The sequence below is a fragment of the Paenalcaligenes sp. Me131 genome (genome assembly GCF_050487225.1).
GTDB lineage: Bacteria > Pseudomonadota > Gammaproteobacteria > Burkholderiales > Burkholderiaceae_B > Paenalcaligenes.
In genome coordinates this window covers 278,615-302,642 of sequence record NZ_JBKQGY010000002.1, presented here as the reverse complement: position 1 = coordinate 302,642, position 24,028 = coordinate 278,615, and the positions used below count along the sequence as shown (strand labels likewise).

At 51.3% G+C, this 24,028-nt stretch carries 21 protein-coding genes; 15 read left to right on the top strand and 6 right to left on the bottom strand.

Going from position 1 to position 24,028, the window contains the following annotated elements; genetic code table 11:
* Positions 1–72 precede the first annotated feature (72 nt).
* Positions 73–948, top strand: coding sequence for a hypothetical protein (locus ACLPHM_RS09565; protein ID WP_430221008.1), 876 nt, complete (start codon positions 73–75; stop codon positions 946–948).
* Between the two features lie 102 nt (positions 949–1,050).
* Here the strand turns inward: ACLPHM_RS09565 and ACLPHM_RS09560 are convergent, their stop codons facing one another.
* Complete coding sequence (locus ACLPHM_RS09560) at positions 1,051–1,989, bottom strand: LysR family transcriptional regulator (RefSeq protein ID WP_430221007.1); 939 nt, start codon at positions 1,987–1,989, stop codon at positions 1,051–1,053.
* Positions 1,990–2,318: 329 nt separating this feature from the next.
* On the opposite strand from ACLPHM_RS09560, the gene ACLPHM_RS09555 reads away from it, so the two are divergent.
* The 6 genes from ACLPHM_RS09555 to argE all read left to right on the top strand — a co-directional run bounded on the left by ACLPHM_RS09555 (position 2,319) and on the right by argE (position 7,743).
* On the top strand, positions 2,319–2,525 hold the full coding sequence (locus tag ACLPHM_RS09555) for a DUF3311 domain-containing protein (RefSeq protein WP_430221006.1): 207 nt from the start codon (positions 2,319–2,321) through the stop codon (positions 2,523–2,525).
* 22 nt (positions 2,526–2,547) lie between these two features.
* Positions 2,548–3,954, top strand: a complete 1,407-nt coding sequence (locus ACLPHM_RS09550; RefSeq protein ID WP_430221005.1) for a sodium:solute symporter family protein — start codon at positions 2,548–2,550, stop codon at positions 3,952–3,954.
* A gap of 183 nt (positions 3,955–4,137) precedes the next feature.
* Entirely contained in the window at positions 4,138–5,421 is a 1,284-nt protein-coding gene (locus ACLPHM_RS09545) for a flavin-containing monooxygenase (RefSeq protein WP_430221004.1), read from the top strand.
* Positions 5,422–5,459: 38 nt separating this feature from the next.
* Positions 5,460–5,891: a RidA family protein gene (locus ACLPHM_RS09540; RefSeq protein ID WP_166407454.1), complete on the top strand. Its 432-nt coding sequence runs from the start codon at positions 5,460–5,462 to the stop codon at positions 5,889–5,891.
* Between the two features lie 15 nt (positions 5,892–5,906).
* A complete protein-coding gene (locus tag ACLPHM_RS09535; RefSeq protein WP_430221003.1) occupies positions 5,907–6,584 on the top strand; it encodes a DUF1028 domain-containing protein in 678 nt (225 codons plus the stop codon).
* Positions 6,577–7,743: an acetylornithine deacetylase gene (argE, locus tag ACLPHM_RS09530; protein WP_430221002.1), complete on the top strand. Its 1,167-nt coding sequence runs from the start codon at positions 6,577–6,579 to the stop codon at positions 7,741–7,743. Before ACLPHM_RS09535 ends, argE begins: the two co-directional genes overlap by 8 nt.
* Positions 7,744–7,804: 61 nt before the next feature.
* On the opposite strand, the gene ACLPHM_RS09525 is transcribed toward argE, so the two are convergent.
* The 3 genes from ACLPHM_RS09525 to ACLPHM_RS09515 all read right to left on the bottom strand — a co-directional run bounded on the left by ACLPHM_RS09525 (position 7,805) and on the right by ACLPHM_RS09515 (position 10,896).
* Complete coding sequence (locus ACLPHM_RS09525) at positions 7,805–8,728, bottom strand: MurR/RpiR family transcriptional regulator (RefSeq protein ID WP_430221001.1); 924 nt, start codon at positions 8,726–8,728, stop codon at positions 7,805–7,807.
* Complete coding sequence (locus ACLPHM_RS09520; protein ID WP_430221000.1) at positions 8,725–9,771, bottom strand: C45 family autoproteolytic acyltransferase/hydolase; 1,047 nt, start codon at positions 9,769–9,771, stop codon at positions 8,725–8,727. The genes ACLPHM_RS09525 and ACLPHM_RS09520 overlap by 4 nt, the downstream gene beginning before the upstream one ends.
* Before the next feature lie 231 nt (positions 9,772–10,002).
* On the bottom strand, positions 10,003–10,896 hold the full coding sequence (locus ACLPHM_RS09515) for a MurR/RpiR family transcriptional regulator (RefSeq protein WP_430220999.1): 894 nt from the start codon (positions 10,894–10,896) through the stop codon (positions 10,003–10,005).
* A gap of 164 nt (positions 10,897–11,060) precedes the next feature.
* Between ACLPHM_RS09515 and ACLPHM_RS09510 the strand changes: the two genes are divergently transcribed.
* The 3 genes from ACLPHM_RS09510 to ACLPHM_RS09500 all read left to right on the top strand — a co-directional run bounded on the left by ACLPHM_RS09510 (position 11,061) and on the right by ACLPHM_RS09500 (position 14,895).
* A complete protein-coding gene (locus ACLPHM_RS09510) occupies positions 11,061–12,392 on the top strand; it encodes an aspartate aminotransferase family protein (RefSeq protein WP_430220998.1) in 1,332 nt (443 codons plus the stop codon).
* An 18-nt stretch (positions 12,393–12,410) separates the two neighbouring features.
* Positions 12,411–12,935 carry a carboxymuconolactone decarboxylase family protein gene (locus tag ACLPHM_RS09505; protein WP_430220997.1) on the top strand — a complete coding sequence of 175 codons (525 nt, stop codon included), beginning with the start codon at positions 12,411–12,413 and terminating at the stop codon, positions 12,933–12,935.
* A 226-nt stretch (positions 12,936–13,161) separates the two neighbouring features.
* Positions 13,162–14,895 (top strand): porin, encoded by a 1,734-nt coding sequence (locus ACLPHM_RS09500; protein ID WP_430220996.1) that lies wholly within the window; start codon positions 13,162–13,164, stop codon positions 14,893–14,895.
* Between the two features lie 117 nt (positions 14,896–15,012).
* On the opposite strand, the gene ACLPHM_RS09495 is transcribed toward ACLPHM_RS09500, so the two are convergent.
* Together ACLPHM_RS09495 and ogt are read right to left on the bottom strand one after the other, a co-directional pair.
* The gene (locus ACLPHM_RS09495) at positions 15,013–15,846 is read right to left on the bottom strand and encodes a methylated-DNA--[protein]-cysteine S-methyltransferase (protein ID WP_430220995.1); all 834 of its coding nucleotides are present in this window, start codon (positions 15,844–15,846) and stop codon (positions 15,013–15,015) included.
* Between the two features lie 31 nt (positions 15,847–15,877).
* On the bottom strand, positions 15,878–16,435 hold the full coding sequence (gene ogt / locus ACLPHM_RS09490) for a methylated-DNA--[protein]-cysteine S-methyltransferase (protein WP_430220994.1): 558 nt from the start codon (positions 16,433–16,435) through the stop codon (positions 15,878–15,880).
* 129 nt (positions 16,436–16,564) lie between these two features.
* On the opposite strand from ogt, the gene ACLPHM_RS09485 reads away from it, so the two are divergent.
* From ACLPHM_RS09485 to ACLPHM_RS09465, 5 genes are all read left to right on the top strand, one after another.
* Positions 16,565–17,521, top strand: coding sequence for a cation diffusion facilitator family transporter (locus ACLPHM_RS09485; protein ID WP_430220993.1), 957 nt, complete (start codon positions 16,565–16,567; stop codon positions 17,519–17,521).
* Between the two features lie 112 nt (positions 17,522–17,633).
* Positions 17,634–18,437, top strand: a complete 804-nt coding sequence (locus ACLPHM_RS09480) for a hypothetical protein (protein WP_430220992.1) — start codon at positions 17,634–17,636, stop codon at positions 18,435–18,437.
* A gap of 32 nt (positions 18,438–18,469) precedes the next feature.
* On the top strand, positions 18,470–19,543 hold the full coding sequence (gene hemE / locus ACLPHM_RS09475) for a uroporphyrinogen decarboxylase (RefSeq protein WP_430220991.1): 1,074 nt from the start codon (positions 18,470–18,472) through the stop codon (positions 19,541–19,543).
* 282 nt (positions 19,544–19,825) lie between these two features.
* A complete protein-coding gene (locus tag ACLPHM_RS09470; protein ID WP_430220990.1) occupies positions 19,826–21,922 on the top strand; it encodes a primosomal protein N' in 2,097 nt (698 codons plus the stop codon).
* Positions 21,923–21,934: 12 nt separating this feature from the next.
* Entirely contained in the window at positions 21,935–23,980 is a 2,046-nt protein-coding gene (locus ACLPHM_RS09465) for a UvrD-helicase domain-containing protein (protein WP_430220989.1), read from the top strand.
* The last annotated feature ends 48 nt before the right edge of the window (positions 23,981–24,028 follow it).

Below are 24,028 nucleotides of genomic sequence, written 5' to 3'. Positions count from 1 at the left end.
TTTTTTACACCAAAGGTGCGTCTACAACGGACAAAGATCTACGGCGCACTCTATAACGAAGGGGAGACAATAATGACAAAACTAAGTACTACGCTGCTGGGAGCATCGGTAGTGGCGATGGCAGCGTTCAGCACGTCAGCACAAGCGATTACATGGAGCGACAACTTCTTTAGTTATCGCTATGGCACACAGTTTCACGAGCCTATGAATGATAAGGATGTGACTAAGAACATCCTTAGCTTCACGCACGTCAGTGGCTACAACTACGGGCAAAACTTCTTTAACGTAGACATGCTGCAATCCAGCAAGGCCGACCCCTCTAGTGGGAGTGGCAACAACGGGGCGACGGAGTTCTATGCGACCTACCGCCATCAGTTGTCTATGGGGAAGGTGTTTGATACAGACTTAAGCTTTGGGCCAGTGAAAGATGTGGCCTTAACCGCAGGGTTTGATCTGAACACGAAAAACACAGCCTTTGGCCCGCGTAAGCGGTTGTTGGTGGTAGGGCCTACCTTTAAGTTTGATGTGCCGCGTGGGTTCTTGGATTTGAGCCTGATGTACGGTAAAGAGTGGAACCACTGCGGGTTGGGTGCGCCGGCCTGCCCAGACAGCAATATCTCGTTTGACCCACAATTTATGGCTAACCTCACATGGAATCTACCCTTTGATGTGGGCGCTGTACCGTTTAAGTTCCAGGGTTTTGCCAACTACAACAGCCCCAAAGGCCGCGACTATGCGGGTATCAGCACTAAATCGGAAGTGCTAGTACGTGCCTCGCTGATGATGGACGTGGGTAAGGTGATGTTCGACACCAAAAACACCTTCTGGTTAGGCATAGGCTATGAGTACTGGCATAACAAGTTTGGTAATCGCTACATGGCCAATGGCAACGTGAAACCAGGCATTAAAACGACTGCGCCAATGTTGCAGGCAGAGTGGCACTTTTAAGCGGTAATCACTGCACAAACGTGGATGATGCAATGAGTTCGCCCCACAATCAGGAGACTTCCTTGTTGTGGGGCGTTTTTTATGGTGACTCGTTTGCTGTGCTTATTCTACGGGTGGGGGCAGTCTGCCCGCAGAGTCCAGTTGTGCCAAACGGGTGCGACAAAAATCTAAAAACAGTTGAGCAGGTTTGGTGAGTTGAGTACGTTTTAAACGCGCACAGACTAGACCTGAACGGGCAACAGGTTCTTTGATATCCACACACACTATGCGTTTGCCATCGTAGGTGCGATCAATCACCGGGCGCGTCACCAGTAGTGAGAAACCAAAGCCTTGGGCCACCATGCCGCGCACCATTTCAATGGAGGGTGAGCCAAATACGATGTTGGGGGTGAGCCCTAGGTCGTGAAACAGGCTCACAAAGAAAGTACGGCTAGGCTGTATGTCTAGCAAGATCATGGGCTCGGCGCACAGATCAAACATGGAAATGCTTTCTTGCTGCGCAAAAGGGTGGTTTTCGGGCAGCAATACATAGGGTTTTTGCGGCGGCATCAAGGGTTCGGTTTCGATAGTGCCGTCTAGCTCGTGCTCGTAGAGAAACACAAGATCGAACGTACCAGCCGTAAGCCCTTGCACCAAGTCTTGTTGATCGCCATCGCGCAGACGCAAATTGAGCCCAGGGTGTCGCTCGCGAAACTCAGCCAACAGCATGGGCAAATACAGCGGTGCCACGGTTTCAAAACAGCCAATGTCTATTTTTCCGGTGACCACATCGTTATCGGCCAGCGCGTTTTGCTCAAACTCGTAAGACAGTCGCAGCAGCTCTTCTGCTTTGCGGTAGAAACGTTCGCCACTCGAGGTGAGGGTGACGCCTTGCGCATGGTGGCGAATAAATAATTGCACCCCAAAACTGTCTTCCAAGTTCTTGATGGCGTTGGAAATAGAGGGTTGTGCAATATGCAGTTGGCGTGAGGCACCAGCGACACTACCGGCTTGTACGGTGGTCACGAAGTATTTGAGTTGTCGTAATGTGTAGAAAGCCATGCGGCCCTCCTGCTTGGGGTGCTTGTCCTAGCACCGGTGTACGTGTCGCTATTGTAGGGGCTGAAAATCGATACGTGAGGGATTTTTACGTTAAATACCGGCAATTGAGAGCTCATAACGCAATGTTGAGGGCGGTTGTTGGTGCTGGGGTTTTCCCTAGAAGCTTAAAACATAGGATTTTTTTCATACCCCTGAAGCCCAATCGTGGCGCGGCTTAGCCTGACTAGTGATATTTAGCTTATGGCTTGACAAGCTTTTTAGTAGTTAAGGATTCAAGCACCCGTGAGCTAGCATCACTACCTCATCAAGTCATCACACGAGGAGGGGTCATGACAAGACGTTTCTTGAGCCTATTAATTGGGCTGATCATTCCCTACGCCAGCGTCATGCTGGGTATTTACCATTTTCGCTTCAGTACCGAGTTCATCTTAGGTTTTCCGCCTTTGTATTTCTGGGTGTTCTTGTGGTTTTTCCTGACCACCATCTGTATTTCCACAGCGTGGTTATTGGATAAAAAAGACTACCAAGACGAATAACAACAATCGCTAAGGAATACTCATGGCAGCTTTTATTTTCATTGCAATCATCCTGTTCTCGTTGCTGTTGGCGTTGATGGTCAACCGCAATGCCAAGAAAGGGGACGTGGCTGATTTTCTGGTGGGTGGCCGCTCGTTTGGCGTGATCATCCTGTTTTTCTTGGCCGTAGGTGAAATCTACAGTGTGGCAACCGTGATTGGTTTGCCCGGCAGTATTTATGCCAAGGGCGTGAACTACGGTATTTGGTTCATGGCGTTCTTGCTGTTGATCTACCCTGTGGGCTACTTTTTGGCCCCCAAAATCTGGAAAGCCGGTAAGCATTACGATGCGATGACCGCACCCGATTTGTTTAAGAGCCATTTCAAAAACCGTACTTTGGAACTGGTAGTGGCACTGTGCTACTTGATGTTCTTGATCCCTTGGGCGCAAATGCAATTCCAAGGTTTGATCGTGGCATTGAATGCGTTGGGCTACGAAATTGACCCTGTAGTCGCCGTGATTATTGCGGGTGCAATTGCCTTTATCTACATCTCTATTTCTGGTGTGAAAGCACCCGCCATGATTGCGGTGTTGAAAGACATCCTGTTGTTTGGCGCGATTGTGGGTGTGGGTTGGGCGGCGTTCCACAAAATGGGTGGTGTGGAAGAACTGTTTACGGCAGCACGTGATCAAGGTGCGTCCATTGCGTACGCCAACCAAGATGAAGTGGTGTTCTCTATGTCCACCATTGTGTTCCAGTCTATGGCGTTCTACTGCTTGCCATTCATGATCACGATCTTGTTCACCAGTAAGTCCGAAGGCGGTATTAAACGTGCCAAACGTTTCATGCCTTTGTACATGCTGATGTTCCCGTTCCTGATTGCAGCGGCTTACTACGCCATGGTTCGTATCCCTGATCTCACTAGCCCTAACCATGCGTTCATTGCAACGGCTATTGATGTGTTGCCAAGCTGGGCAGTTGGTTTTGTGGCCGCTGGTGCCGCGTTGTCTGGGTTGATCTTGATTTCGGTGATTTCGTTGTCTGTAGGTGGGATTTTCACCCGCAACATCGTGAGCAACGTGCCTCTGCAATCACAGAAGCGTTTGTCGCAGATCGTGATTCTGGTGTACCTGATCATTTCTATGATTTTGACCGTGGTCTTGCCAAGCTTGATGCTGAACTTGATGAACACCGCTTACGCCGGTTTTGGCCAGATGTTGCCAGGTTTGTTGTCCGTCATATTCTTCAAACGAGCGACTGCTGCCGGTGTATTAAGTGGTTTGCTGGTAGGTATTGCTGCCGTGTTCGCCATGTACTTCAGCGAATTCAACCTGTACGCCCTCAACATTGGTTTGATCGCCTTAGTCTTGAACTCCATCACTGTATTCGTGGTGAGTGCGTTGACACAGCGTAGTGTTGTGCCAGGTCTGAGCACCAAAACAGCGTAATTTCCCTCGTCAGTCGGGCCATAGCATGGCGTTGGCCCGACAGCGAGCACTGATAGAGCAGTGCTTACACAACTCTAATTTTGATATTTAACGCAGCGCAAACATATACCGGGCAGGTGTGGTGGCAGCTGTAGCAGCGAGATAACGCTGCCGGACTCTATCCGTTCAGAAGGAAACCGAAAAATGACTATTGAATCCATTGATACGCTGGTGATTGGTGCCGGTCAAGCTGGTGTTGCGGCCAGCGAGCATTTGAGCAAATTGGGTGTGCCACACGTGGTGCTAGAGCGTGAGCGTATTGCCGAGCGTTGGCGTACAGGCCGCTGGGATTCCCTAGTGGCTAACGGCCCAGCATGGCACGATCGCTTTCCTGGCATGACATTCCAAGGCATTAGCCCTGATGCATTTGCCAGCAAAGACCAAGTGGCTGATTACTTCGAAGCCTATGCCAAACAAATTAATGCGCCTATTCGTACCGGCGTAGAAGTGAAAAAAGCGGTGCGCAACGAAGGTCGCCCAGGTTTCCGCGTTGAAACTTCCGATGGCGTGTTCGATGCGTTGAACTTGGTTGTGGCAACTGGCCCTTTCCAATGCCCAGTGATTCCTGCCATTGCGCCTAAAGATGAGCGCTTGCACCAGATTCACTCGGCGGCATATATGAACCCTGCGCAGTTGCCTGAGGGTGGTGTGTTGGTGGTCGGTGCGGGTTCATCTGGTGTGCAGATCGCAGAAGAACTGCTGCGCTCTGGCCGTGATGTCTACCTGTCAGTAGGCCCGCACGACCGTCCACCACGTAGCTACCGTAACCGTGATTTCTGCTGGTGGTTGGGTGTGTTGGGCTTGTGGGATGCCGAGAAAGTCACCCCCGGTCGTGAGCACGTCACCATTGCCGTGAGCGGTGCTAACGGTGGTTACACCATCGACTTCCGCAAACTGGCTGCCCAAGGCATGAAACTGGTGGGCCTGACTAAGTCGTTTGCAGACGGCAAAGTGTCTTTCCAAAACGATTTGGGCGACAACATTCGTGCCGGTGATGCCAACTTGATGGCCTTGTTGGATGCAGCGGATGAGTACGTCACCCGTAATGGCTTGGATTTACCTGAAGACCCAGAAGCACGTGCGCTACTAGCTGACCCAGATTGCATGGTGAACCCTGTGCTGGAGCTAGACCTGATCAACGCTGGTGTACGCACCATTATCTGGGCAACCGGTTACGCCACTGACTACAGCTGGTTGGAAGTGGATACCTTTGATGAAAAAGGCAAACCATTGCACCAGCGCGGTGTGTCTACTGAAGAGCGTGGCGTGTATTTCTTGGGCTTGCCATGGCAGTCCCGTCGTGGTTCCTCCTTTATCTGGGGTGTATGGCACGACGCTAAACACGTAGCCGGTCACATTGCTACACAGCAAACCTACCGTGCGTACCACGAAGAAAACCCTACAGCCCAAGCAGTAACTGCTGAGTAATTACCTAATAGTGCATTCCATTGATGAGGAATAACGCAATGCCTACACATACTCGTATCCGTATGTTCAACACCAAAGACACGTACCCTAACCAGACGTTGGATAACGATCTGTGCCAAGCCGTACGTGCGGGCAACACTGTTTATGTTCGTGGCCAAGTAGGTACGGACTTTGACGGTAATTTGGTGGGTTTGGGCGATCCTGCTGCACAAGCAGAACAAGCCATGAAAAACGTGAAGCAACTGTTGGAAGAAGCCGGCAGTGACCTGTCACACATTGTGAAAACAACTACCTACATCATCGACCCGCGCTACCGCGAGCCGGTGTACCAAGCCGTGGGCAAATGGCTGAAAGGCGTATACCCCATTTCTACCGGTTTGGTAGTTGTAGCACTGGGGCAGCCCCAGTGGTTGATGGAAATTGATGTAATCGCTGTGATCCCTGAAGGTTGGGAAGCCAGCAAAGCCTAAGTAAGGAGTCAGACCATGACCTTCTCTATTATTGGACGTTGTGCAGAAACCGGTCAGTTGGGTGTGGCCATTAGTTCCTCCAGTATTGCCGTGGGTGCGCGATGCCCATGGGTACGTGCTGGGGTGGGCGTGGTAGCCACTCAGAATGTGACCTTGCCAGCGTTGGGGCATCGTGTGTTGGATCAGTTGCAGCAGCATAAGCTGGGTGCAGCCGAGGCATTGAAACAGGCGCTATCCACAGACGACTGGAACGACTACCGCCAAGTAACGGTAGTGGATGCACAAGGGCGTACTGCTTTGTTCAGTGGTAGTGAAGCATTGGGGATTTATCACGCCGTTGAAGGGCAGCAATGTGTTGCGGCCGGCAACCTGCTGTCCAGCAAGGCGGTGATTGAAGCCATGACCAAGGCGTTTGAAACCACCACCGGCATGTTGGCTGATCGATTGCTTGCTGCCATGCAAGCAGCGATGGCCGCTGGTGGTGAAGCAGGCCCTGTGCACTCTGCTGCAATGAAAATCGCGGGCGACGTGAGTTGGCCTATGGTGGATCTGCGTGTGGATTGGGCAGACGAAGCGCCTATAGATAAGCTAGAAGCGCTGTGGCACGACTACAAACCGCAAATGCAAGATTACCTAACCCGCGCGTTGAACCCGACGGCAGCACCTAGCTACGGGGTGCCTGGGGATGAGTAATCTCTCTAGCCGTGACATCTTGGAAAAACTGATCTCCTTTGCGACGGTCAGTAGAGATTCCAACTTGCAGCTCATCACTTTTGTGCGTGACTACTTGGCGAGTCACGGCGTAGAGAGTGAGTTGTTCCATAACGAAGAGGGCACCAAAGCCAGCTTGTTTGCCACCATCGGCCCTAAAGACAGGGGCGGGGTGGTGCTGTCTGGGCACACAGATGTCGTGCCTGTAGATGGTCAAAACTGGACGGTAGACCCTTTTCAGTTAAGCGAACACGACAGCAAGTTATACGGACGCGGTACGGCTGACATGAAAGGCTTTATTGCCTCCGTATTGGCAGCGGTACCGTTGTTTGTCAAAACTGAATTAAAAACACCCATCCATTTGGCATTTTCCTATGACGAGGAAATAGGCTGTTTGGGTGTGCGCCCGATGTTGGCTGAGCTGGCTAAGCGTCCATTGAAATACAGTCTGTGCTTGATTGGTGAACCTACCGAAATGAAGCCGGTACTGGGTCACAAAGGCAAGCTGGCTATGCGTTGCTGCATCAAAGGGGCGGCCTGCCATTCGGCGTACGCGCCTTATGGCGTGAACGCCATTGAATACGCCGCGCAACTGATCACCCGTTTGGGCGAAATGGGTAAACGCCAGGCGCAACCTGAGCTGCATGATGCCCGTTTTGATCCGCCGTATTCCACCATTCAGACCGGTGTGATTAAGGGTGGTAGAGCCTTAAACATCGTTCCTGCCGAGTGCGAGTTCGATTTTGAAGTGCGCGCCTTGCCTGACTTCGATGCGCAAACCGTGGCCGATGAGTTGCAGCAGTACGCACAGAATGAGTTGGTGCCCGCTATGCAAGCCGTGCAGCCAGATACGGGTATTGAAATGCAGCCACTCAGTGCGTACCCAGGGTTGGTCACACCACCAGATAGCACAGCGGCACAATTGCTGGCACTGATCAGTGGTTCAGATGATTTTGGTACGGTGGCATTTGGTACCGAAGGTGGGTTGTTTGAGCAAGCCGGTATTCCCACCGTGGTCTGCGGTCCGGGCAGTATGGACCAAGGTCATAAGCCAGACGAATTCATCCACGTACAGCAGTTAGCGGCGTGTGATGCGATGCTGGTGAAACTGGCGAATCACCTTGCCCACCATAGCCTATAAAAAATAAGTAGGTGTTGTTGTGAAGAAGAGGGCCCTGAGGTGCTGGTGATGCGGCAATACCTCAGGACTGCTCTATTTGTAGCGCGGCAATGTACTGCTCACGTTTCTCTAATGCGGTAATTGCAGTGTCTTCTAGCTCACGGGCGACTTGGTTGAGCAAAGCCTCAGCAAGCAGGAAATACGCGCTGATGCTGTTAGTAAAAAAGTTGCTGCGATACGGTACGATAAAGCTATGTGTAGCAGCGCGGGCAAGCGGTGATAACTCTTGGTCGGTGAGCGCAATCACGATAATGCCTGCTTTGGCTGCCAGTTCAGCAACGGCGATCACTTCACGGGTGTACGGGTAGACACAGGCGGTGATCAGCACGTCACCGGCCTCTAGCTGTGCCAACCCCTCGGCCACACCTAAGCTAGTAGGGTCTAACAACCCTACGTCACTGCGGATGAGGCCCAACCCATAACAAAGAAACTGTGCCAACGCACTGTATTGGCGTTTGCCATGAATGCGTACACGCGATGCGTGCGCAAGCGTCTGTGCGGCCGAGCTAATAGCGTCGGCAGACAATAGTTGCAGGCTGTGCTGAATAGTGTGACAGGCTTCTGTGGCTAAGGTGGTTGCATGTGCCAGCGCATCATTGTCAGCCTGTAAAGGAGACTGTGGCTGCGATGCTTTGAGTAGTTGTGTGGCCTGCACACTGTAAAACGACGAGGTTTGTGATGCTAAGTGGTCCCGCAACAAACGTTGAAAATCGGCAAACCCGCTAAACCCTAATTTTTTGACCAAGCGGGTGAGGGAAGAAGGGTTGATCTGCAGTCGCTCGGCCAACTCGGTAATGGACAGTAAAGCGGCTTCTTGAGGGTGAGCCAAAATGCTGCCCAATGCGGTCAGTGTCTTGTCACCTAAACGCACAGCGCTACTCTGGTCACTAATATTGTGAGCCAGTTGGCGCAGTGCTTCTAGGTTGGCGGGGCGAGGAGTGCTCATATTTGTAAGTTACGTTGTAGGCCAATAAACGAAAATAAGGGTACGCGACTAGGGCTGTCATACACCGACCAACGCAGGTTTTGACCTTCAAACAAGAAGTCGGCAGTAGCCATGGTGTTCTCGTTGTCGGGGTCGTGAGGCGTGCGTCTATAAATAGGGTAAGTGTCGTGTTCGTGACTGCCTAATATAGCGAGAGCATCTACCGTGCTATTAGGCTGTGTACGGGCGTGTTGCAGCAAATATTCGCCTTGTACTTGTCGGTAACCTGACGAGCCGGTGATGATTTGTGGGTAGTCGCGTTGTGCCGTATGAATAGCATGGTTAGCGTGAAAACCCAAATGTTCTATGGTCTGCACCGAGACATCGGCTCTATTAAATTCCACACTATGTATAGCACTGTGGGCGTCACACAAGCTGAGGTGGAACGCACCAGAACGAGCCTGATGACGTAACAAACGAATGGCGGCTTCAACGGAGGGCTGGCTAAGAATCGCGCGGCATAACACCATGCGAGGAATACCAGGTTTGGCATCCAATGAGCGTATGTTGTTCACGGTCATAACCAACTGATGGGCATTGGTAGCAAAAGTATGTCCGGGTATAGAGCCTGGATACGCAAACGACACAAAGGCAGTATCGTCCTTAGGCGTAACGTGCACGATGGCGCAGTGACCATAAAAGCTAGGGTCGCCATCCTCGTTGTGTGTGATGCGTCGGTGTCGGGGTGTGGCCTGCTGTACGGTGGTGCAGCCATCTGGCGCCATGGCCCACAGGTCACCCCTACAGTTCCACATAAATGTTTCTTCTACCGACAGTTGTAACCCTACGGATAAGCCTTCAATTTCCTGCCAAATAGTAGGAAAGAGGCTTTGTACCTGGGCTTTCATGTGCTGTAGCTCGGTAGACCCTAGCCATTGGCGTAACTGCATCCATGTATCGCTTTTCAGCAGTTTTTGGTGGACGACAGACGCGCCGAATTGACCAAGTTGAACACCTATTTCATAGTGTGAGCCATTGATCGGTAAATAGTGGAGACTGGACATTGCTCTAGGACCTGCAAAAAAGATACATATGCGCATCCGTAAGATGGGCATTATTTTCTACAGTATGCAAGAAGTAACCAAATTGCGCAAATTTATTTGCGTATTTATATTTGAGCAAATTTATTTGCGAATATGGGCAGCATGACACGCTGCAGGTGATGTGCAGAAAGTCATGGTGTTGTCTGAGGGGCGTACGGGGTGATTACCGGTCTCTGTTGCCCGGCTGCTTTGCTACGAGCGTTTAGCCCAATAGGCACCAGTGTGGTGTAACTGTTGTTCTGCCTTAGCAATGTCGTTAACAGCACGCATGCCTGTACGAGCCAGCAACTGCTCAGCCAACACTTCTACCAGTGCAGAGGCTGCCGTGATAGAGGGGAAGAACGACGAGGTCTCTGTGTTGAACAGCAGCAGACCATTGGCTTCTAGTGCAATGGGGGCAACCGCGCTATCGCATAAGGCCACGATCTGGCTACCTGCTGCTTTAGCCGCTTTGTATACCTGTACGATTTCTTGAGAATAGGGCGCAAAGCCTATTAATAGCACCACGTCTTGCGGGCCTAGGCTGCGCAGTTCCATTTCTAATGTGCCCGCATCGCTGCGCAGCATGTAGACAGAAGGGCGAAACAGTCTATAGAGATAGTGAAAACCAAATGCGGGCGGATACGAGGCTCTGAAGCCTGCCACATACACGCGCTTGGCTTTGTGAATCATATCGGTAACGGCGGGCAGCTTTTCGGTATTCAGATTTTCCAACGCTTGGATGTTCAGCATTTGTGCATCCAGCATTTTTTGCTGCTTGTTTGGCGAACGTTTGCTGCGCACCACGCGTTGCGCTTGTTCGGCATAGCCTTTCACTACGGTTTGCGGCAGTGAGTGCACAAACACGGTTTTTAACCCTGCCCAGCCGCTATAGCCCAACGATTGGGCCAGACGTACTAGGGTTGCCGGTTGTACACCAGCTTGGCTAGCAACCGTGCGCATGGACACCACCGGCACTTCTGCAGGGTGATCCAGCAAATAGCGAACAGCGACCTGAAACTGAGGCGGCAGGCTAGAAAACTCGGCCTGTAAGCGCTGGATCAGATCATCAAAAGTCGTAGGAGGGGCTAGGTGTGGACGCGTCATTCGCAAAGTATATCTCAACTAGGCTGCTGCAAAGAGGCCACAGAAAAAAGGCTTTTGCTGGATTATGCACTAGGGTTGATTTATTTGTTGTATTGTTATTATTATATTCAACAAATGTTGTTTATATTAGTGCTGTTTCTGACAGAAATTTAAAGGTAGCCGCTATGACTCATGTGTTTCATCGCAACCCCAAAACAGAGCTGCCACGTGCTGTGCGCGGTGAGGGGATACATCTTATTGATGCAGAAGGTAAACGTTATATTGATGCGTCGGGCGGGGCGGCGGTATCGTGCCTAGGCCATAGCCACCCTGATGTGGTCGCGGCGATCAAAACACAGTTGGATGCATTACCGTATGCTCACTCAGCTTTTTTTACCAACGATGCGGTAGAGGACTTGGCTGATTTCTTGGTTGAGCGTGCACCGGGCGATTTGAATCATGTGTATTTTGTGTCAGGTGGTTCTGAAGCCGTAGAAGCAGCACTGAAACTGGCCAGACAATATTTTGTAGATACAAATCAGCCTTCACGCCGTATCTTTATTGCCCGCAAGCAAAGCTATCACGGCAATACCTTGGGCGCGTTAGGGATTGGTGGTAACGCATGGCGTCGTGCGCCGTTCTTGCCGTTGCTAACCGAGTCACACCACGTCTCACCGTGCTATGCCTATCGTGACCAACAGGCAGGTGAAAGCGAAGCAGCTTACGCACAGCGCTTGGCCGATGAGCTAGATAGCATGATCAAAGACCTAGGCCCTGAAAACGTCGCGGCCTTTGTGGCTGAGCCCGTAGTGGGGGCGACGGCTGGTGTGCTGCCCCCCGTTAATGGTTATTTGAAAAAAATCCGCGAAGTCTGTGACCGCCATGGTGTGTTGCTGATTTTTGATGAAGTCATGTGCGGTATGGGGCGTACAGGGCATTTGTTTGCGTGTGCCGAAGATGGCGTTGCCCCTGATATTTTGACTATCGCTAAAGGCTTGGGGGCTGGGTATCAGCCTATAGGTGCGATGTTGGCAAGTGAAAAGCTCTACCGCGCTATTTTGGCGGGTACGGGGTATTTTCAACACGGTCATACGTATATGAGTCATGCCACTGCGTGTGCCGGGGCATTGGCCGTACAGAAGGTCATCGAGCGCGATAACTTACTAGAAAACGTGCGGGTCCGTGGCGAACAGCTACGCAGTGAGTTGCATGCAGCGTTAGGTTTGCATCCTAATGTGGGGGATATTCGTGGCCGTGGCTTGTTCACCGGTATTGAACTGGTAGCCGACAAACAAAGCAAAACGCCTTTGGAGCCCGCGTTAAAAACGCATGCAAAAATGAAGTCCGCAGCACAGGCGCTAGGGCTGTTGATGTACCCCGGTGGTGGCACGATTGATGGCGTGCGCGGCGACCATATTTTGTTGGCCCCCCCATTTATTTGCACGGCTGAAGATATCAGTCGTATTGTTGAACTGTTGACGCAGACCATTCATCAGGTGTTGCCTGTCCAATCTTGATTAACGGAGGAATTCTGGATGGCCCGTATTGATTACGCCAATTTACAAGACCCCGAGGTAAGCCCGCTGGTTGAGCAGATCATTGCAGAACGCGGCAGCGTGCTGCATTTGTATCAAATGCTGTTAAATAGCCCACCTATTGCTAAAGGTTGGTTGAATCATTTGACGGGTATTCGCTTGAATAGCAGTTTGCCGGGTGATTTGCGCGAGCTGATTATCATGCGGGTAGCCGTGCTGAATAACGCGCCTTACGAGGCCGACCAGCATGCGCCTATTGCCCTGAAAGAAGGGGTAAGCCAAGCGCAGTTAGATGAGTTGCAAACGTGGCAAAGCTCTACCTTGTTCGATGAGCGTACCCGTGCCGTACTAGCGTATACCGATGCGATGACGCGTGACATACAAGTGAATGACACGGTGTTTGCCGCTATTAAGTCGCATTTCGATAAGCGTGAAATCGTTGAGCTTACCGCCACTATTGCTACCTACAACATGGTGTCGCGTTTCTTAGAAGCCCTGCAAATCCATAGTGATGACCATCGCTAAAACCTAATTATCATGGCGTGTTGCCAGGGTAATGAGGGCGTTATGTACACGTTATGCGCAGGCACTATACCTGTGTATAACGAAGTGATGCTTTTAGATGCCAGTACTATGCCAAGGCAGGCTGGCTGCGGGTGTGGGGCGGTGCGAAAATACTGGGAGTTCGCGTTATCTGATGATTACGTCGTCAAATAACCCCGTATTTTCGCATCACTTGCAGGACAGACCCATGCAACATGTATACCAATCCCCCGCATTTTTTGATGGCTCCGCCGCTACGCCACTGCGTACTGTGCGTAGAGCCAACTGCCAACTATCCCAATACGCCCATTTGCCTTTAGCAACCGTGCTACGCAAGTTGGGTACGCAACATCAAGGGCTGTCTTTTACCGACGTGCTCAATAGACTGATGAAGCAAGGTCTAAACCGTATTGCGGTAAAAAAAGGCAGTGCGCCAGATTTGGCAGCCTATGCAAAATTGATGTCACAACAAAGCTGTATGGTGCGTAGACAAAACCCTGTGGCAGGTCATGAAGGCAGTTACCAAGGTAAAGTCTCTGCAAGCTTGTTGGTGCCTGGCGATATGGTGTTGTTGGGCGCGGGTGATTGGGTTCCAGCCGATGTACGTTTGATTAGCCAAGACAACTTGGTCTTAGAGCGTATGGTCTTGCAAGCATGGCCTGATAGTTGTGCAATGGGTGACAAAGTCATCGCTGGTACAGCGCAAGCGGTAGTGGTGGCAACCGGAGAACACACCTTGTTGAGTTTATTACTGCACATGCCACAACAACAGCAGCGCACCGCACAAGAACACCATTCATTAGTGGCCAGTTGGCGTCACAGCTTGCTGCGTGTGCTGGGGAGCTGTGCTGCCATGTTGGTAGCAGGCGGTCTGGCCCTGCATTCAGCGGCTAGTCATGCTGAAACTGAATTGTCCTTGTACGGTACGTTGGATACAGGCATGAGCTGGACACGTATATCTGGGGCTGGTCATCGCACTGGTCTAGAAGAAGGCGGACAAACCGATTCTCTATGGGGGCTACGTGGTCAGGAAGACATAGGTGGCGGCACCTACGTGAACTTCAAACTAGAGGGTGGTTTGAACTTGCTGACAGGTTCGGCAGAAGAGCCTGACCGTTTATTCAATTACCAATCGTGGTTGGGGTTGAGTAACGAGCAGTGGGGCGAGTTGCGCTTTGGTCGGCAGTACACCGTGGGCCAAGAGTTTGTGTCTGAGCTAGAAATCGCCGGCTGGAAAGACTTTGGCATGGGTGCCTTGATGCGTGCGTCCGATAATTATCAGGTCTCTAGTGCGGCAACATGGATTAGCCCCGAGTGGTCTGGTTTTCAGTTGGGGGTAACGCATAGCCGTGATGTGGGTGAGCGTGATTGGGAAAAGAACCGTAAACAAGTCTATAGCGTTGCTGGCCGCTATGAGAATGGTCCGTGGCAGGTTGCTACCAGCTACGAACGTCTGCAGCGCGTGAGCGTAGATGCTGATAAAGCCCGCGCACCACAAGCGTTGCAGGTAGCGTTGAGCTATGACTTTGGCAGCGTGCGTTTGGCCACGGCATGGAGTCGTCAGCAAAACGGTTTTGTAGGACGTAATGGCGAAGAGGCACCAGCTAGTCTAGAAAGTATTGGTTTGGATGGTTTGGGCCCAGAGGAATTCGTGAACGGCGGCAGACTGGATACATGGTATCTGGGCGCGGCCGTAGAGCTAGGCGGTGGCGAAGTGCAACTGCAATGGGCGTTGGGTAAACCGAATTGGACTTGGGAAGACACAGGTAGCAAAGCCCGCAAGATGCAGGTGATGTCGCTGGGGTATGTGTACCCCCTGTCACCACGCACCAGCCTGTATGCCTTTGCGGCACACGGCAAACACTACGATCCTGAAAATGTCGTCACAGCGGCTGAGCCACACTCAAACCGTGTTGCCGTAGGTCTGACCCATCACTTCTAAGCACTTTCCGTGGTGAATGCAGGGCGAGGTCTCTCACCATCACTCTGTACGTGTAACACCCCAAGGTTGGGTCCGTGCCCACTGTTTGGGGTGTTTTTTATAGAGAACTATCTGTGTTTAGGCTGATTGTTCGCGTTGCAACAGTTGCTGTTTGCGAGCTAGGCCCCAACGATAACCTCCTAACTCACCACTGCTGCGCACGACACGATGGCAGGGAATGGCAAAAGCCAACTTATTCGCCCCGCAGGCATTGGCGACAGCACGTACCGCTTTCGGTGATCCTATGCGTTGGGCAAGTTCGCTATAGCTAATCGTACGGCCAGGCGGGATCTCGCGCAGTGCCTGCCACACCCGTTCTTGGAAAGCAGTGCCTTGTATATCTAGGGGTAGGTGTATACCGATATTGGGCTGCTCTATAGCCCCCACAACGTGAGCCACCAGCGCGTCGAAATCGGGGTCGTCACCGATGAGTTGCGCGTTAGGAAACAAGTCTTGCAACTGTTGTAGTACGGTTTGTGGGTCGTCATCCAACAAGATGGCGCACACCCCATGCTGGCTTTGCGCCACAGCAATAGCACCTAGAGAGCATTGTCCCAAGGCAAAGCGAATATCTGAACCGGCCCCACCTGTTTTGTAGTTCTTGGCAGGCATGCCTAGCAGTTGCTGCGATTGCTCATAAAAACGGCTATTGGAATTAAAGCCTGCTTCATAGATGGCATCGGTGACACTGTGTTTAGGGTCTTGCAGGGCGGTGCGTAGTCGCTGTGCCCGGCAGGCGGCCGCATACGCTTTGGGGGTTAGACCCGTTTCTGCCTTGAATACACGGTGAAAGTGATAACTACTTAGCCCTGCTGACGCTGCCAACTCTGCCAAGCTAGGCGCGGGGTCTAGTGTTTGCAGTTGGCGGCACGCCTCAGCAATAAGAGTAGTATGGTGTGTAGGAGTACGCATGGCAGAGCTTCATAAAAAGTCCTATGAGCCTTTAGCGTAAAGCCAAAGGCAATTGACCACACTCTGTTTCTTGCTGTGTATGGGCACGCTCGTGCTGCAGTAGCCAGAGTTTGCGCGGCAAGCCACCGCCATAACCGGTTAGCCGTTGATTGCTACCAATCACACGGTGGCAGGGGATCACGATGCTTATGGGGTTAGCACCATTGGCTAATCCTACCGCACGCACCGCTTTGGGGTTGTGGATGCGCTCTGCTAATTCACCGTAGCTGATGGTTTGGCCACACGGGATAGTTAACAGGGTTTGCCACACCTGACGTTGAAACGCTGTACCACCTGTGCAGGTTGCTAATTGTTCTATGGCGCGCATATCACCGTCAAAGTACCGCAGTACGGCGTCGGTTGCGCTAGAACGCTGCGAGGTGTGTTGTACGGTGTAGGCCTGCCCCTTATATTGCCGTTGCATGAGGGTGTGCATGCGCTGGGCGTAGTCTTCCCAATCCAGTGCGCGCAGTTGCCCCAGTTCGTCGGTAACGACCAACATTTCTCCCAAAGGGGTGGGTGCGCGTTCAAGTAAAAAAAGGGTAGACATGGTGGTGACACAGCGGTGGTCAAGTAGTAAGACAGTGTAGAGTTTTCGCGTCTGATTCGCATCCTCTTTAGGAAAAATGCGCTGACGTATAATCGCATTTTGAGCCCTCAAGCTAGAGCAGGAGCAGGTATGCAACAGGCTGCACAGCGGCAAGAAAGGCCTTCATTAGTACGTTTTGCGGTGCTCTCCATTGTGGGGGCCATGATTACTATCGCACTGAAATCGGGCGCGTATGTCTTAACAGGCTCGGTGGGTTTGTTATCCGATGCGATGGAATCCGTCGTGAATTTGGTGGCGGCTATATTGGCCATGATAGTGCTGATTATTGCTGCTAAACCTGCCGATGAAAAACACCCGTATGGGCACGAGAAAGTAGAGTACTTTTCTAGCGGTGCCGAGGGGATGCTGATCTTGATTGCGGCGCTGATGATTATTGTGACTGCCGTCAAACATTTACTGCATCCTACTGAACTAGAGCAACCCGGGCTGGGTATGGGCTTGGCGGTGCTGGCTTCTATAGTGAACTTTGTGTTGGCGCGCATTTTGTTGTCGGCAGCACGTCGCCATGACTCTATTACCCTAGAGGCCGATGCGCAGCACATACTTAGCGATGTGTGGACGACTGGTGGTGTGCTACTAGGGGTGGGCGTGGTGATGCTGACCGGCTGGCTATGGGTAGACTCAGTGGTCGCCATTATCGTGGGGCTGCATATTATTCGTACCGGTTGGGGCTTGGTAAAACGCTCTATCAATGGGTTGATGGATGCCGCCCTCGCTGATGACGAAATTGCCAAAATCACAGCTGTATTGGATCGCTACCAAGTGCAGGGCGTTTTATATCATGCCTTGCGTACCCGACGCTCTGGGGCACAGCGCTTTATGTCCGTACATATTTTGGTGCCAGGTACGTGGTCGGTGCAAAAGGGGCACGATTTATTAGAAGACATAGAACAGCGTATTGCTGAAGTGGTGAATCCCATCCAAATAGATAGCCATTTAGAGCCTTTGGAAGACCCCGCTTCGTGGGATGATGGTGAAGCGATGCCCACAGAGCTACGTAGGTGTGCACGAACTAGCAAGAAGTGAAAGCTTTAGCACTTAGTAGTTGCTGAGTTGTTAAAACACCGAATTGTGAGTGCTTTAAGCTTTAACTACAGTACCTCCATGTTTGAAGTGCAGTCATTCACGGAGGTAAACGATGAGGGATCCCATCGATTGTGCAGTATTGATGTTAGATGGCCAGCATGACTGGGCGAGTGCTGTGGTTGGCGAGTATGCACAAGGTAAATTACGCGTCCAGATGCTGCAGCGCGAGGATTCACTACTCGCACAAGAGGCGGAAGCCACGCAGTTATTGCGAGCCTTAGCAATGCCGGCCCGACGCTTTGATGCGTGTTTGCTTTCTGTGTGTCAGCAAAACTTAGCGTTGGTACGTCAAAACCTGTTTTTTGCTCAACAAAGCTTTCAGACGCCTCTGTTTTGTTTGGTAGAAAACTTAAAGGCGGCGGCCATGAACGATCTGTTGAAGTTAGGTGTGGCAGATTTTCTACGTGCGCCTATGTGTTTGGAAGAATTACGTACCCGTATTCATATGTTGAAACGGGTACGACAGGCGGCCCATGCTTTGCAAGATAAGGCAACTACCGCCTATTATGCGGTGGACCTCAATAAGGTGGGCGCAGGGCACAGTGTCGAAGAAGACCATTTATGCGCTACCATATTGCAGCAGAGCGGGGCCACCCTTGAAGCCTATGCCGCAGCAGTTGCTACACGGTATGCCACATCGCGAGAATCCTTTCAAGATGCTAAAAACATCGTGGTTTCGCGGTTTGAACAAGCGTATATACGAGCAGCATTAGGGCGTAGTGCCGGCAATATAGCCATGGCGGCGCGTTCAGTGCAAAAGCACCGACGCGCATTTTGGGCGCTGATGCGTAAGCACGATATCAAGGCAGAAGGCTTTAGAAGCCCATCAGGGCCCCCAGTACACACCGACAGCTAAAATTGTCGGGCATTTTTCTTATAGGGATTGCTGTGTCTTTACCACAACTTAAAAACGATATTCTGTTGCGTTCATTGTTACGTGAGCCTGTGCCATATACCCCTGTTTGGCTGATGCGCCAGGCAGGTAGATATTTGCCAGAATACCGAGCAACTCGTGCTGAGGCCGGTTCTTTTATGGGGCTAGCTCAAAACCGGGAGTATGCGTGTGAGGTCACATTGCAGCCATTGCGCCGTTTTGATCTGGATGCGGCAATTCTGTTTTCCGATATTCTGACCGTACCCGATGCAATGGGTTTAGGTTTGGGCTTCTACGAAGGCGAAGGCCCACGCTTTGCATCGCCTATTCGTACTGAAGCCGATGTAGATAAACTGCATGTGCCTGATATGGCAAAACTGCAGTACGTGTTTGATGCCGTCGAGCTTATCCGCCAAGAGTTAGATGGTCGTGTACCGCTAATTGGTTTTGCTGGCAGCCCATGGACGATTGGTTGTTACATGGTAGAAGGCCAAGGTTCGTCTGATTACCGCATGATCAAAAGCATGCTGTACGCACGTCCTGATCTCTTGCACCGTATTTTGAAAATCAATGCAGAAACCACCATTGAATACCTGAACCAGCAAATTCGTTCCGGCGCACAAGCCGCGATGATTTTTGATAGTTGGGGTGGTGTATTGGCCGATGGCCTGTTCCAAGAGTTCTCGCTGCAGTACACCAAAATGGTGGTTGATGGCCTGATTCGCGAACACGATGGTAGAAAAGTACCAGTGATTGTGTTTACCAAAGGCGGTGGCCAATGGCTAGAAACTATCGCTGAGTGTGGCTGTGATGCCATGGGCTTAGATTGGACAGTGAATTTGTCGCAAGCGCGTCAGCGTATTCAAGACAAAGTCGCGTTCCAAGGTAACCTAGATCCTATGACCATGTTTGGTGGCGAAGAAGCGATTCGCCGCGAAGTACGTCGAGTCATTGATGACTATGGTGTGGTAGGTAAAGGTGGTCACGTCTTTAACTTTGGCCACGGCATCTCTCGCTTCACAGACCCTGATATGGTGAAAGTGTTGGTAGACGAGGTACATAGCTACAGCGCGGCCATGCACAAGTAAGTAAATAAGGGCCTTTGGGCCCTTTTTCACGATTGACATACTGTGGTTGTACACAGTTTTACAAAATAGCCCACTTAGAAGTCTTTATTCATCATAAGTCTTTGGTTTGTTTTGTAAGTGATTGAATTTAAATAAATATACTTATTTTCCAACAGAGACTGTTTATTTTCACAGTAGGTTGTCCACATCAATCCCCACAGTTTCCGGTGTTTTTTCCCCAAAGTTATCCACAGGCTGGTGCTAAGTACATGATCGATGTCTTATTGACCAGCGCGAGCCATTATGCATAGTCCAATCCCTGCGCCAGCAGAGCCTACCTTGAGCGTTGAGTCGGTCGCCAAATATTGGTTACGGGTGGCGTTGGATGTGCCGCTGGATGACGTATTTGATTACTACCATGACACAGCCGTGGCTGTGGGCAGTAGAGTGTTAGTGCATTTTGGGCGACGTCAGATGGTAGGGGTGGTGGTAGAAACACCTGAACAACCGGTGTTTGAGGCTAAGCAGGTCAAAGCCATTGATATGCTGCTGGACGATACTGCGCCGTTAAGTGCTGCCAGTTTGCAGATGGCGTATTTTGCCGCCAGCTACTACCAGCGACCAGTAGGCGAGGTATTGTTGCCGGTATTGCCGTTGAGTTTGCGCAAGCCCGCAGCCTATACCGGTAAGCGTGCTGCAGGTGGGCCAGTCGCGCGGTTACGTAAACGACGTAAAGTCGCTGCTAAAGCCTTATCCAACGAGCAAGAAACCATTGTGTTGAATACTGAGCAGCAACAGGCTGTGCAGCACATTCAATCTATTGCAGGGCATCAAACAGTATTGCTGCACGGCATTACTGGTAGTGGCAAAACCGAGGTGTATTTAGCCGCTGCTTTGAAGGTGTTAGAGCAGGGCAAACAAGTCTTATTTATGGTGCCAGAGATCAATCTGACACCACAGTTCGAGCAAGCCTTGCGCCGTAGACTGCAAAAAGATGGCCAAGCCTATGAGGTCGCTGTGTTGCATAGCGGGCTATCCGAGGGCGAGCGCTTACGTTCTTGGTTGTCGTTGGAGCAAGGCGAGGCCCGCGTTTTGTTGGGCACGCGCTTGTCTATCTTTGCGCCGCTAGCAGAGCTAGGGCTGATTATTGTCGACGAAGAGCACGACACTTCGTACAAACAACAGGAAGGCTTACGGTATTCGGCGCGAGATTTGGCAATATGGCGAGGGCATGCCGCACAAGTACCGGTGGTGCTGGGCTCTGCCACGCCGTCTATGGAAAGTTGGGCACATGCCAAAGAAGGCCGCTATCAACTGTGCTCGTTAACGCAGCGTGCGCGTACCCAGTCGTTGCCTGAAATACGTTTAGTGGATACTAGACGGGCTCAGCTAGAAGAAGGCTTTTCGCCGCAATTTTTAGAGGCCATGCAAAGCTGTTTAGATAATAAGCAGCAGGTGTTGGTATTTCTAAATAGGCGTGGTTATGCGCCGGTGTTAAGTTGCAGCTCATGCGGTTGGTTAAGCCAGTGCAAACGTTGTAGTGCCTACACCGTACTGCATCGTAGTAAAGGTGGCAGAACCTATCTACAGTGTCACCATTGTGGCTATCAAGCGGCTGTGCCACGTTTTTGTCCGGATTGCCGTGACCAAGACCTTAAAGCCATGGGGCGTGGCACACAGCGTGTGGAGGAGTTCTTGGCAGAACACTTCACGGGTGCACGGGTGATGCGTATTGATGCCGACAGCACTAGATTAAAAGGCAGTGCCGAAAAACTGTTTTCCGAGGTGCATGCAGGCAATGTGGATATCTTGGTAGGCACGCAAATGGTGTCCAAGGGCCACGACTTTGCCAATTTGGGCTTGGTGGTGGTGCTAAATGCCGACTCGCAGTTGTTTGCACAAGACTTCCGAGCGCCAGAGCGCCTCTTTGCACAATTGATGCAGGTAGCGGGTAGGGCAGGTCGACATACGGCAGGTGCAAAGGTACTGATACAAACAGGTTATCCAGAACAAGTGGTGTATCAGTCGTTATTAAGGCAAGATTACGTTGGTTTTGCACGCGTCACCTTGGAAGAACGTAAAACGGTAGGGTTGCCTCCGTATTCGTATCAGGCCTTGTTGACGGCAGACGCGCCAGAATTAGCGCGTGTGTTGAGTTTCTTGACGGTAGCCAAAGAGCAGGCGCAAACGTTGACGGGCATACAGCATGTGCAGTTGTATGACCCAGTGCCGTTGCGTATTGTGCGGGTTGCCAATAGTGAGCGGGCGCAGTTGCTGGCAGAAAGCCAGCATCGTCCAGCTTTGCAGCAGTTTTTACGCCATTGGCGCCATGTGTTGGCGCCGTTGGCTAAAGAGTATCGGGTACGTTGGGTACTAGAAGTAGACCCCTTGGAGATTTAAGGATAGAACCCTATGACCGTGAGCAATCAAGTACCCACGGATTTGAATGCAGAGCAGCGCGAGGCCGTGCTGTATCTGGATGGCCCTGCATTGGTATTGGCCGGTGCGGGCAGTGGTAAAACCCGTGTGATTACGCAGAAAATTGCGTATCTATTGCGTGATTGCGGCTACAGCGGGCGTAATGTGGTGGCGCTCACCTTTACCAACAAAGCAGCGCGAGAAATGCGCGAACGGTTGGAACAGATTGTAGATAAGCGGTTGATGCGTGGCATTACAGTGAGTACTTTTCACTCGTTAGGGCTGAAGTTTTTGCGTGAAGAATCCAAATGTGTAGGGTTGAAAACCAGCTTCTCCATTATGGATTCCAATGATTCTCTAGGCGTTATCCAAGAGTTATTGGCGACCACCGATAAAGGGCGGTTACGCGCGGTACAACAAGAAATCTCTTTGTGGAAAAATGCGCTCTTGGGGGCAGATGCTGCCGAGCGTAGTGCTAGCACGCCCAGTCAGGTAGAGGCGGCTCGTGTGTATCGAGACTACTGTGCCACGTTGGCAGCGTATCAAGCAGTAGACTTCGACGACCTAGTACGGCTACCCGCGCAAATTTTGTTAGAGCACGAAGAGGTACGCCAGCGCTGGCAGGCCAGAGTGCATTATTTACTGGTAGACGAATACCAAGATACCAATCAGTGTCAGTATCAGTTCTTGCTTAGCCTAATTGGGTCCAGAGGCATGCTGACAGCGGTGGGCGACGATGACCAAGCTATTTATGCATGGCGCGGCGCTACCGTAGAAAACTTAGAACGTCTGGGTATAGACTTTCCGGATCTACGGCTCATCAAACTAGAGCAAAACTACCGATCCGTGCAGCGCATTTTGACGGCCGCCAATAATGTGATTGGTCATAATCCTGTGGTGTTCGGTAAAAAGCTGTGGTCAGACTTGGGGATAGGCGAAAGCATTTCTATCAAGGCGTCCGAGAACGAGTTGGCCGAAGCCCAATGGGCAGGGGTCACCATTTCAGCCGATCGTTTTGATCGTAAAGCGCAGTGGAAAGACTTTGCCATTTTGTACCGCAGTAATCACCAAGCCAGAATCTTGGAACAAACGCTGCGTGATATGCGTATCCCCTATGTGATTGCGGGTGGGCAAAGCTTTTTTGATAAAGCCGAGATTCGCGATATTTTGGCGTACCTACGCATTATTGCGAATGACCAAGATGATCCCGCTTTTATTCGTGCAGCCACCACCCCCAGACGCGGTATAGGCCAGACTACGTTACAGAGCTTAGGTGAGTATGCCGCCAGTAGTGGGCAGTCTTTATATGAAGCCGTTTTTGAAATAGGGCTGACAGATCGTTTAGCAGAGCGTCAATTGCAGCCTCTACGCACCTTTGCTGACTTTATCCAACGTATACGGGATAGGTCAGAGCAAGAGGGGGCGGATGCGGGTGAATTGCTTGATGAATTGCTGCATGCCATCGACTACGAGCGTTATCTGTATGACATGTTTGATGAGCGTCCCGCCCAATTGCGATGGACAAACGTGTTGGAGCTTATAGGTTGGCTAAAACGCAAAGCTGATGAAGACGGTATGGGTCTGCGCGAGCTGGTACAGCATGTGGCATTAATCACCATGTTAGAGCGTGGTGAAGACGATGAAGAGCCAGATGCAGTACGGCTGTCTACCTTGCACGCATCCAAAGGTTTGGAGTACCCACATGTGTTGCTGATAGGGGTAGAGGAAGGCTTGCTGCCTCACTTAGGGCGTGAAGACGAAGATATCGTGGGTGATGAGCATGAGGTGCTCGCCAATCGCGTACAGGAAGAGCGTAGGTTGATGTACGTAGGTATTACGCGTGCTCAGCGTAGTTTGCGTTTGAGCTGGTGTAAGCGTCGTCGTCGAGCACGTGAGTATGTGGTACGCGAAAAATCCCGCTTTATAGAGGAAATGGGCTTAGAAGCGGTGCCAGAGGAAAGCCCAGAAGATAAAGCCTTGAGCCCCAAAGAGCGTTTGGGTCGTCTTAAAGATTTGCTGACTAAACCCAGTAATGCCTAGCCGAATACAAGTAGGCTAGGAGCAAAGCTGGTAGACAAAAAAATCCCA

Bases quoted from the DNA above. Each gene is read 5' to 3' on its own strand.
- ACLPHM_RS09535 (WP_430221003.1), top strand. From the start codon at position 5,907: ATGACCTTCTCTATTATTGGACGTTGTGCAGAAACCGGTCAGTTGGGT.
- ACLPHM_RS09505 (WP_430220997.1), top strand. From the start codon at position 12,411: ATGGCCCGTATTGATTACGCCAATTTACAAGACCCCGAGGTAAGCCCG.
- ACLPHM_RS09465 (WP_430220989.1), top strand. From the start codon at position 21,935: ATGACCGTGAGCAATCAAGTACCCACGGATTTGAATGCAGAGCAGCGC.
- ACLPHM_RS09550 (WP_430221005.1), top strand. From the start codon at position 2,548: ATGGCAGCTTTTATTTTCATTGCAATCATCCTGTTCTCGTTGCTGTTG.
- argE (WP_430221002.1), top strand. From the start codon at position 6,577: ATGAGTAATCTCTCTAGCCGTGACATCTTGGAAAAACTGATCTCCTTT.
- ACLPHM_RS09520 (WP_430221000.1), bottom strand. From the start codon at position 9,771: ATGTCCAGTCTCCACTATTTACCGATCAATGGCTCACACTATGAAATA.
- ACLPHM_RS09500 (WP_430220996.1), top strand. From the start codon at position 13,162: ATGCAACATGTATACCAATCCCCCGCATTTTTTGATGGCTCCGCCGCT.
- ACLPHM_RS09560 (WP_430221007.1), bottom strand. From the start codon at position 1,989: ATGGCTTTCTACACATTACGACAACTCAAATACTTCGTGACCACCGTA.
- ACLPHM_RS09540 (WP_166407454.1), top strand. From the start codon at position 5,460: ATGCCTACACATACTCGTATCCGTATGTTCAACACCAAAGACACGTAC.
- ACLPHM_RS09485 (WP_430220993.1), top strand. From the start codon at position 16,565: ATGCAACAGGCTGCACAGCGGCAAGAAAGGCCTTCATTAGTACGTTTT.
- ogt (WP_430220994.1), bottom strand. From the start codon at position 16,435: ATGTCTACCCTTTTTTTACTTGAACGCGCACCCACCCCTTTGGGAGAA.
- ACLPHM_RS09565 (WP_430221008.1), top strand. From the start codon at position 73: ATGACAAAACTAAGTACTACGCTGCTGGGAGCATCGGTAGTGGCGATG.
- ACLPHM_RS09515 (WP_430220999.1), bottom strand. From the start codon at position 10,896: ATGACGCGTCCACACCTAGCCCCTCCTACGACTTTTGATGATCTGATC.
- ACLPHM_RS09495 (WP_430220995.1), bottom strand. From the start codon at position 15,846: ATGCGTACTCCTACACACCATACTACTCTTATTGCTGAGGCGTGCCGC.
- ACLPHM_RS09510 (WP_430220998.1), top strand. From the start codon at position 11,061: ATGACTCATGTGTTTCATCGCAACCCCAAAACAGAGCTGCCACGTGCT.
- ACLPHM_RS09480 (WP_430220992.1), top strand. From the start codon at position 17,634: ATGAGGGATCCCATCGATTGTGCAGTATTGATGTTAGATGGCCAGCAT.
- ACLPHM_RS09470 (WP_430220990.1), top strand. From the start codon at position 19,826: ATGCATAGTCCAATCCCTGCGCCAGCAGAGCCTACCTTGAGCGTTGAG.
- ACLPHM_RS09555 (WP_430221006.1), top strand. From the start codon at position 2,319: ATGACAAGACGTTTCTTGAGCCTATTAATTGGGCTGATCATTCCCTAC.
- ACLPHM_RS09545 (WP_430221004.1), top strand. From the start codon at position 4,138: ATGACTATTGAATCCATTGATACGCTGGTGATTGGTGCCGGTCAAGCT.
- ACLPHM_RS09525 (WP_430221001.1), bottom strand. From the start codon at position 8,728: ATGAGCACTCCTCGCCCCGCCAACCTAGAAGCACTGCGCCAACTGGCT.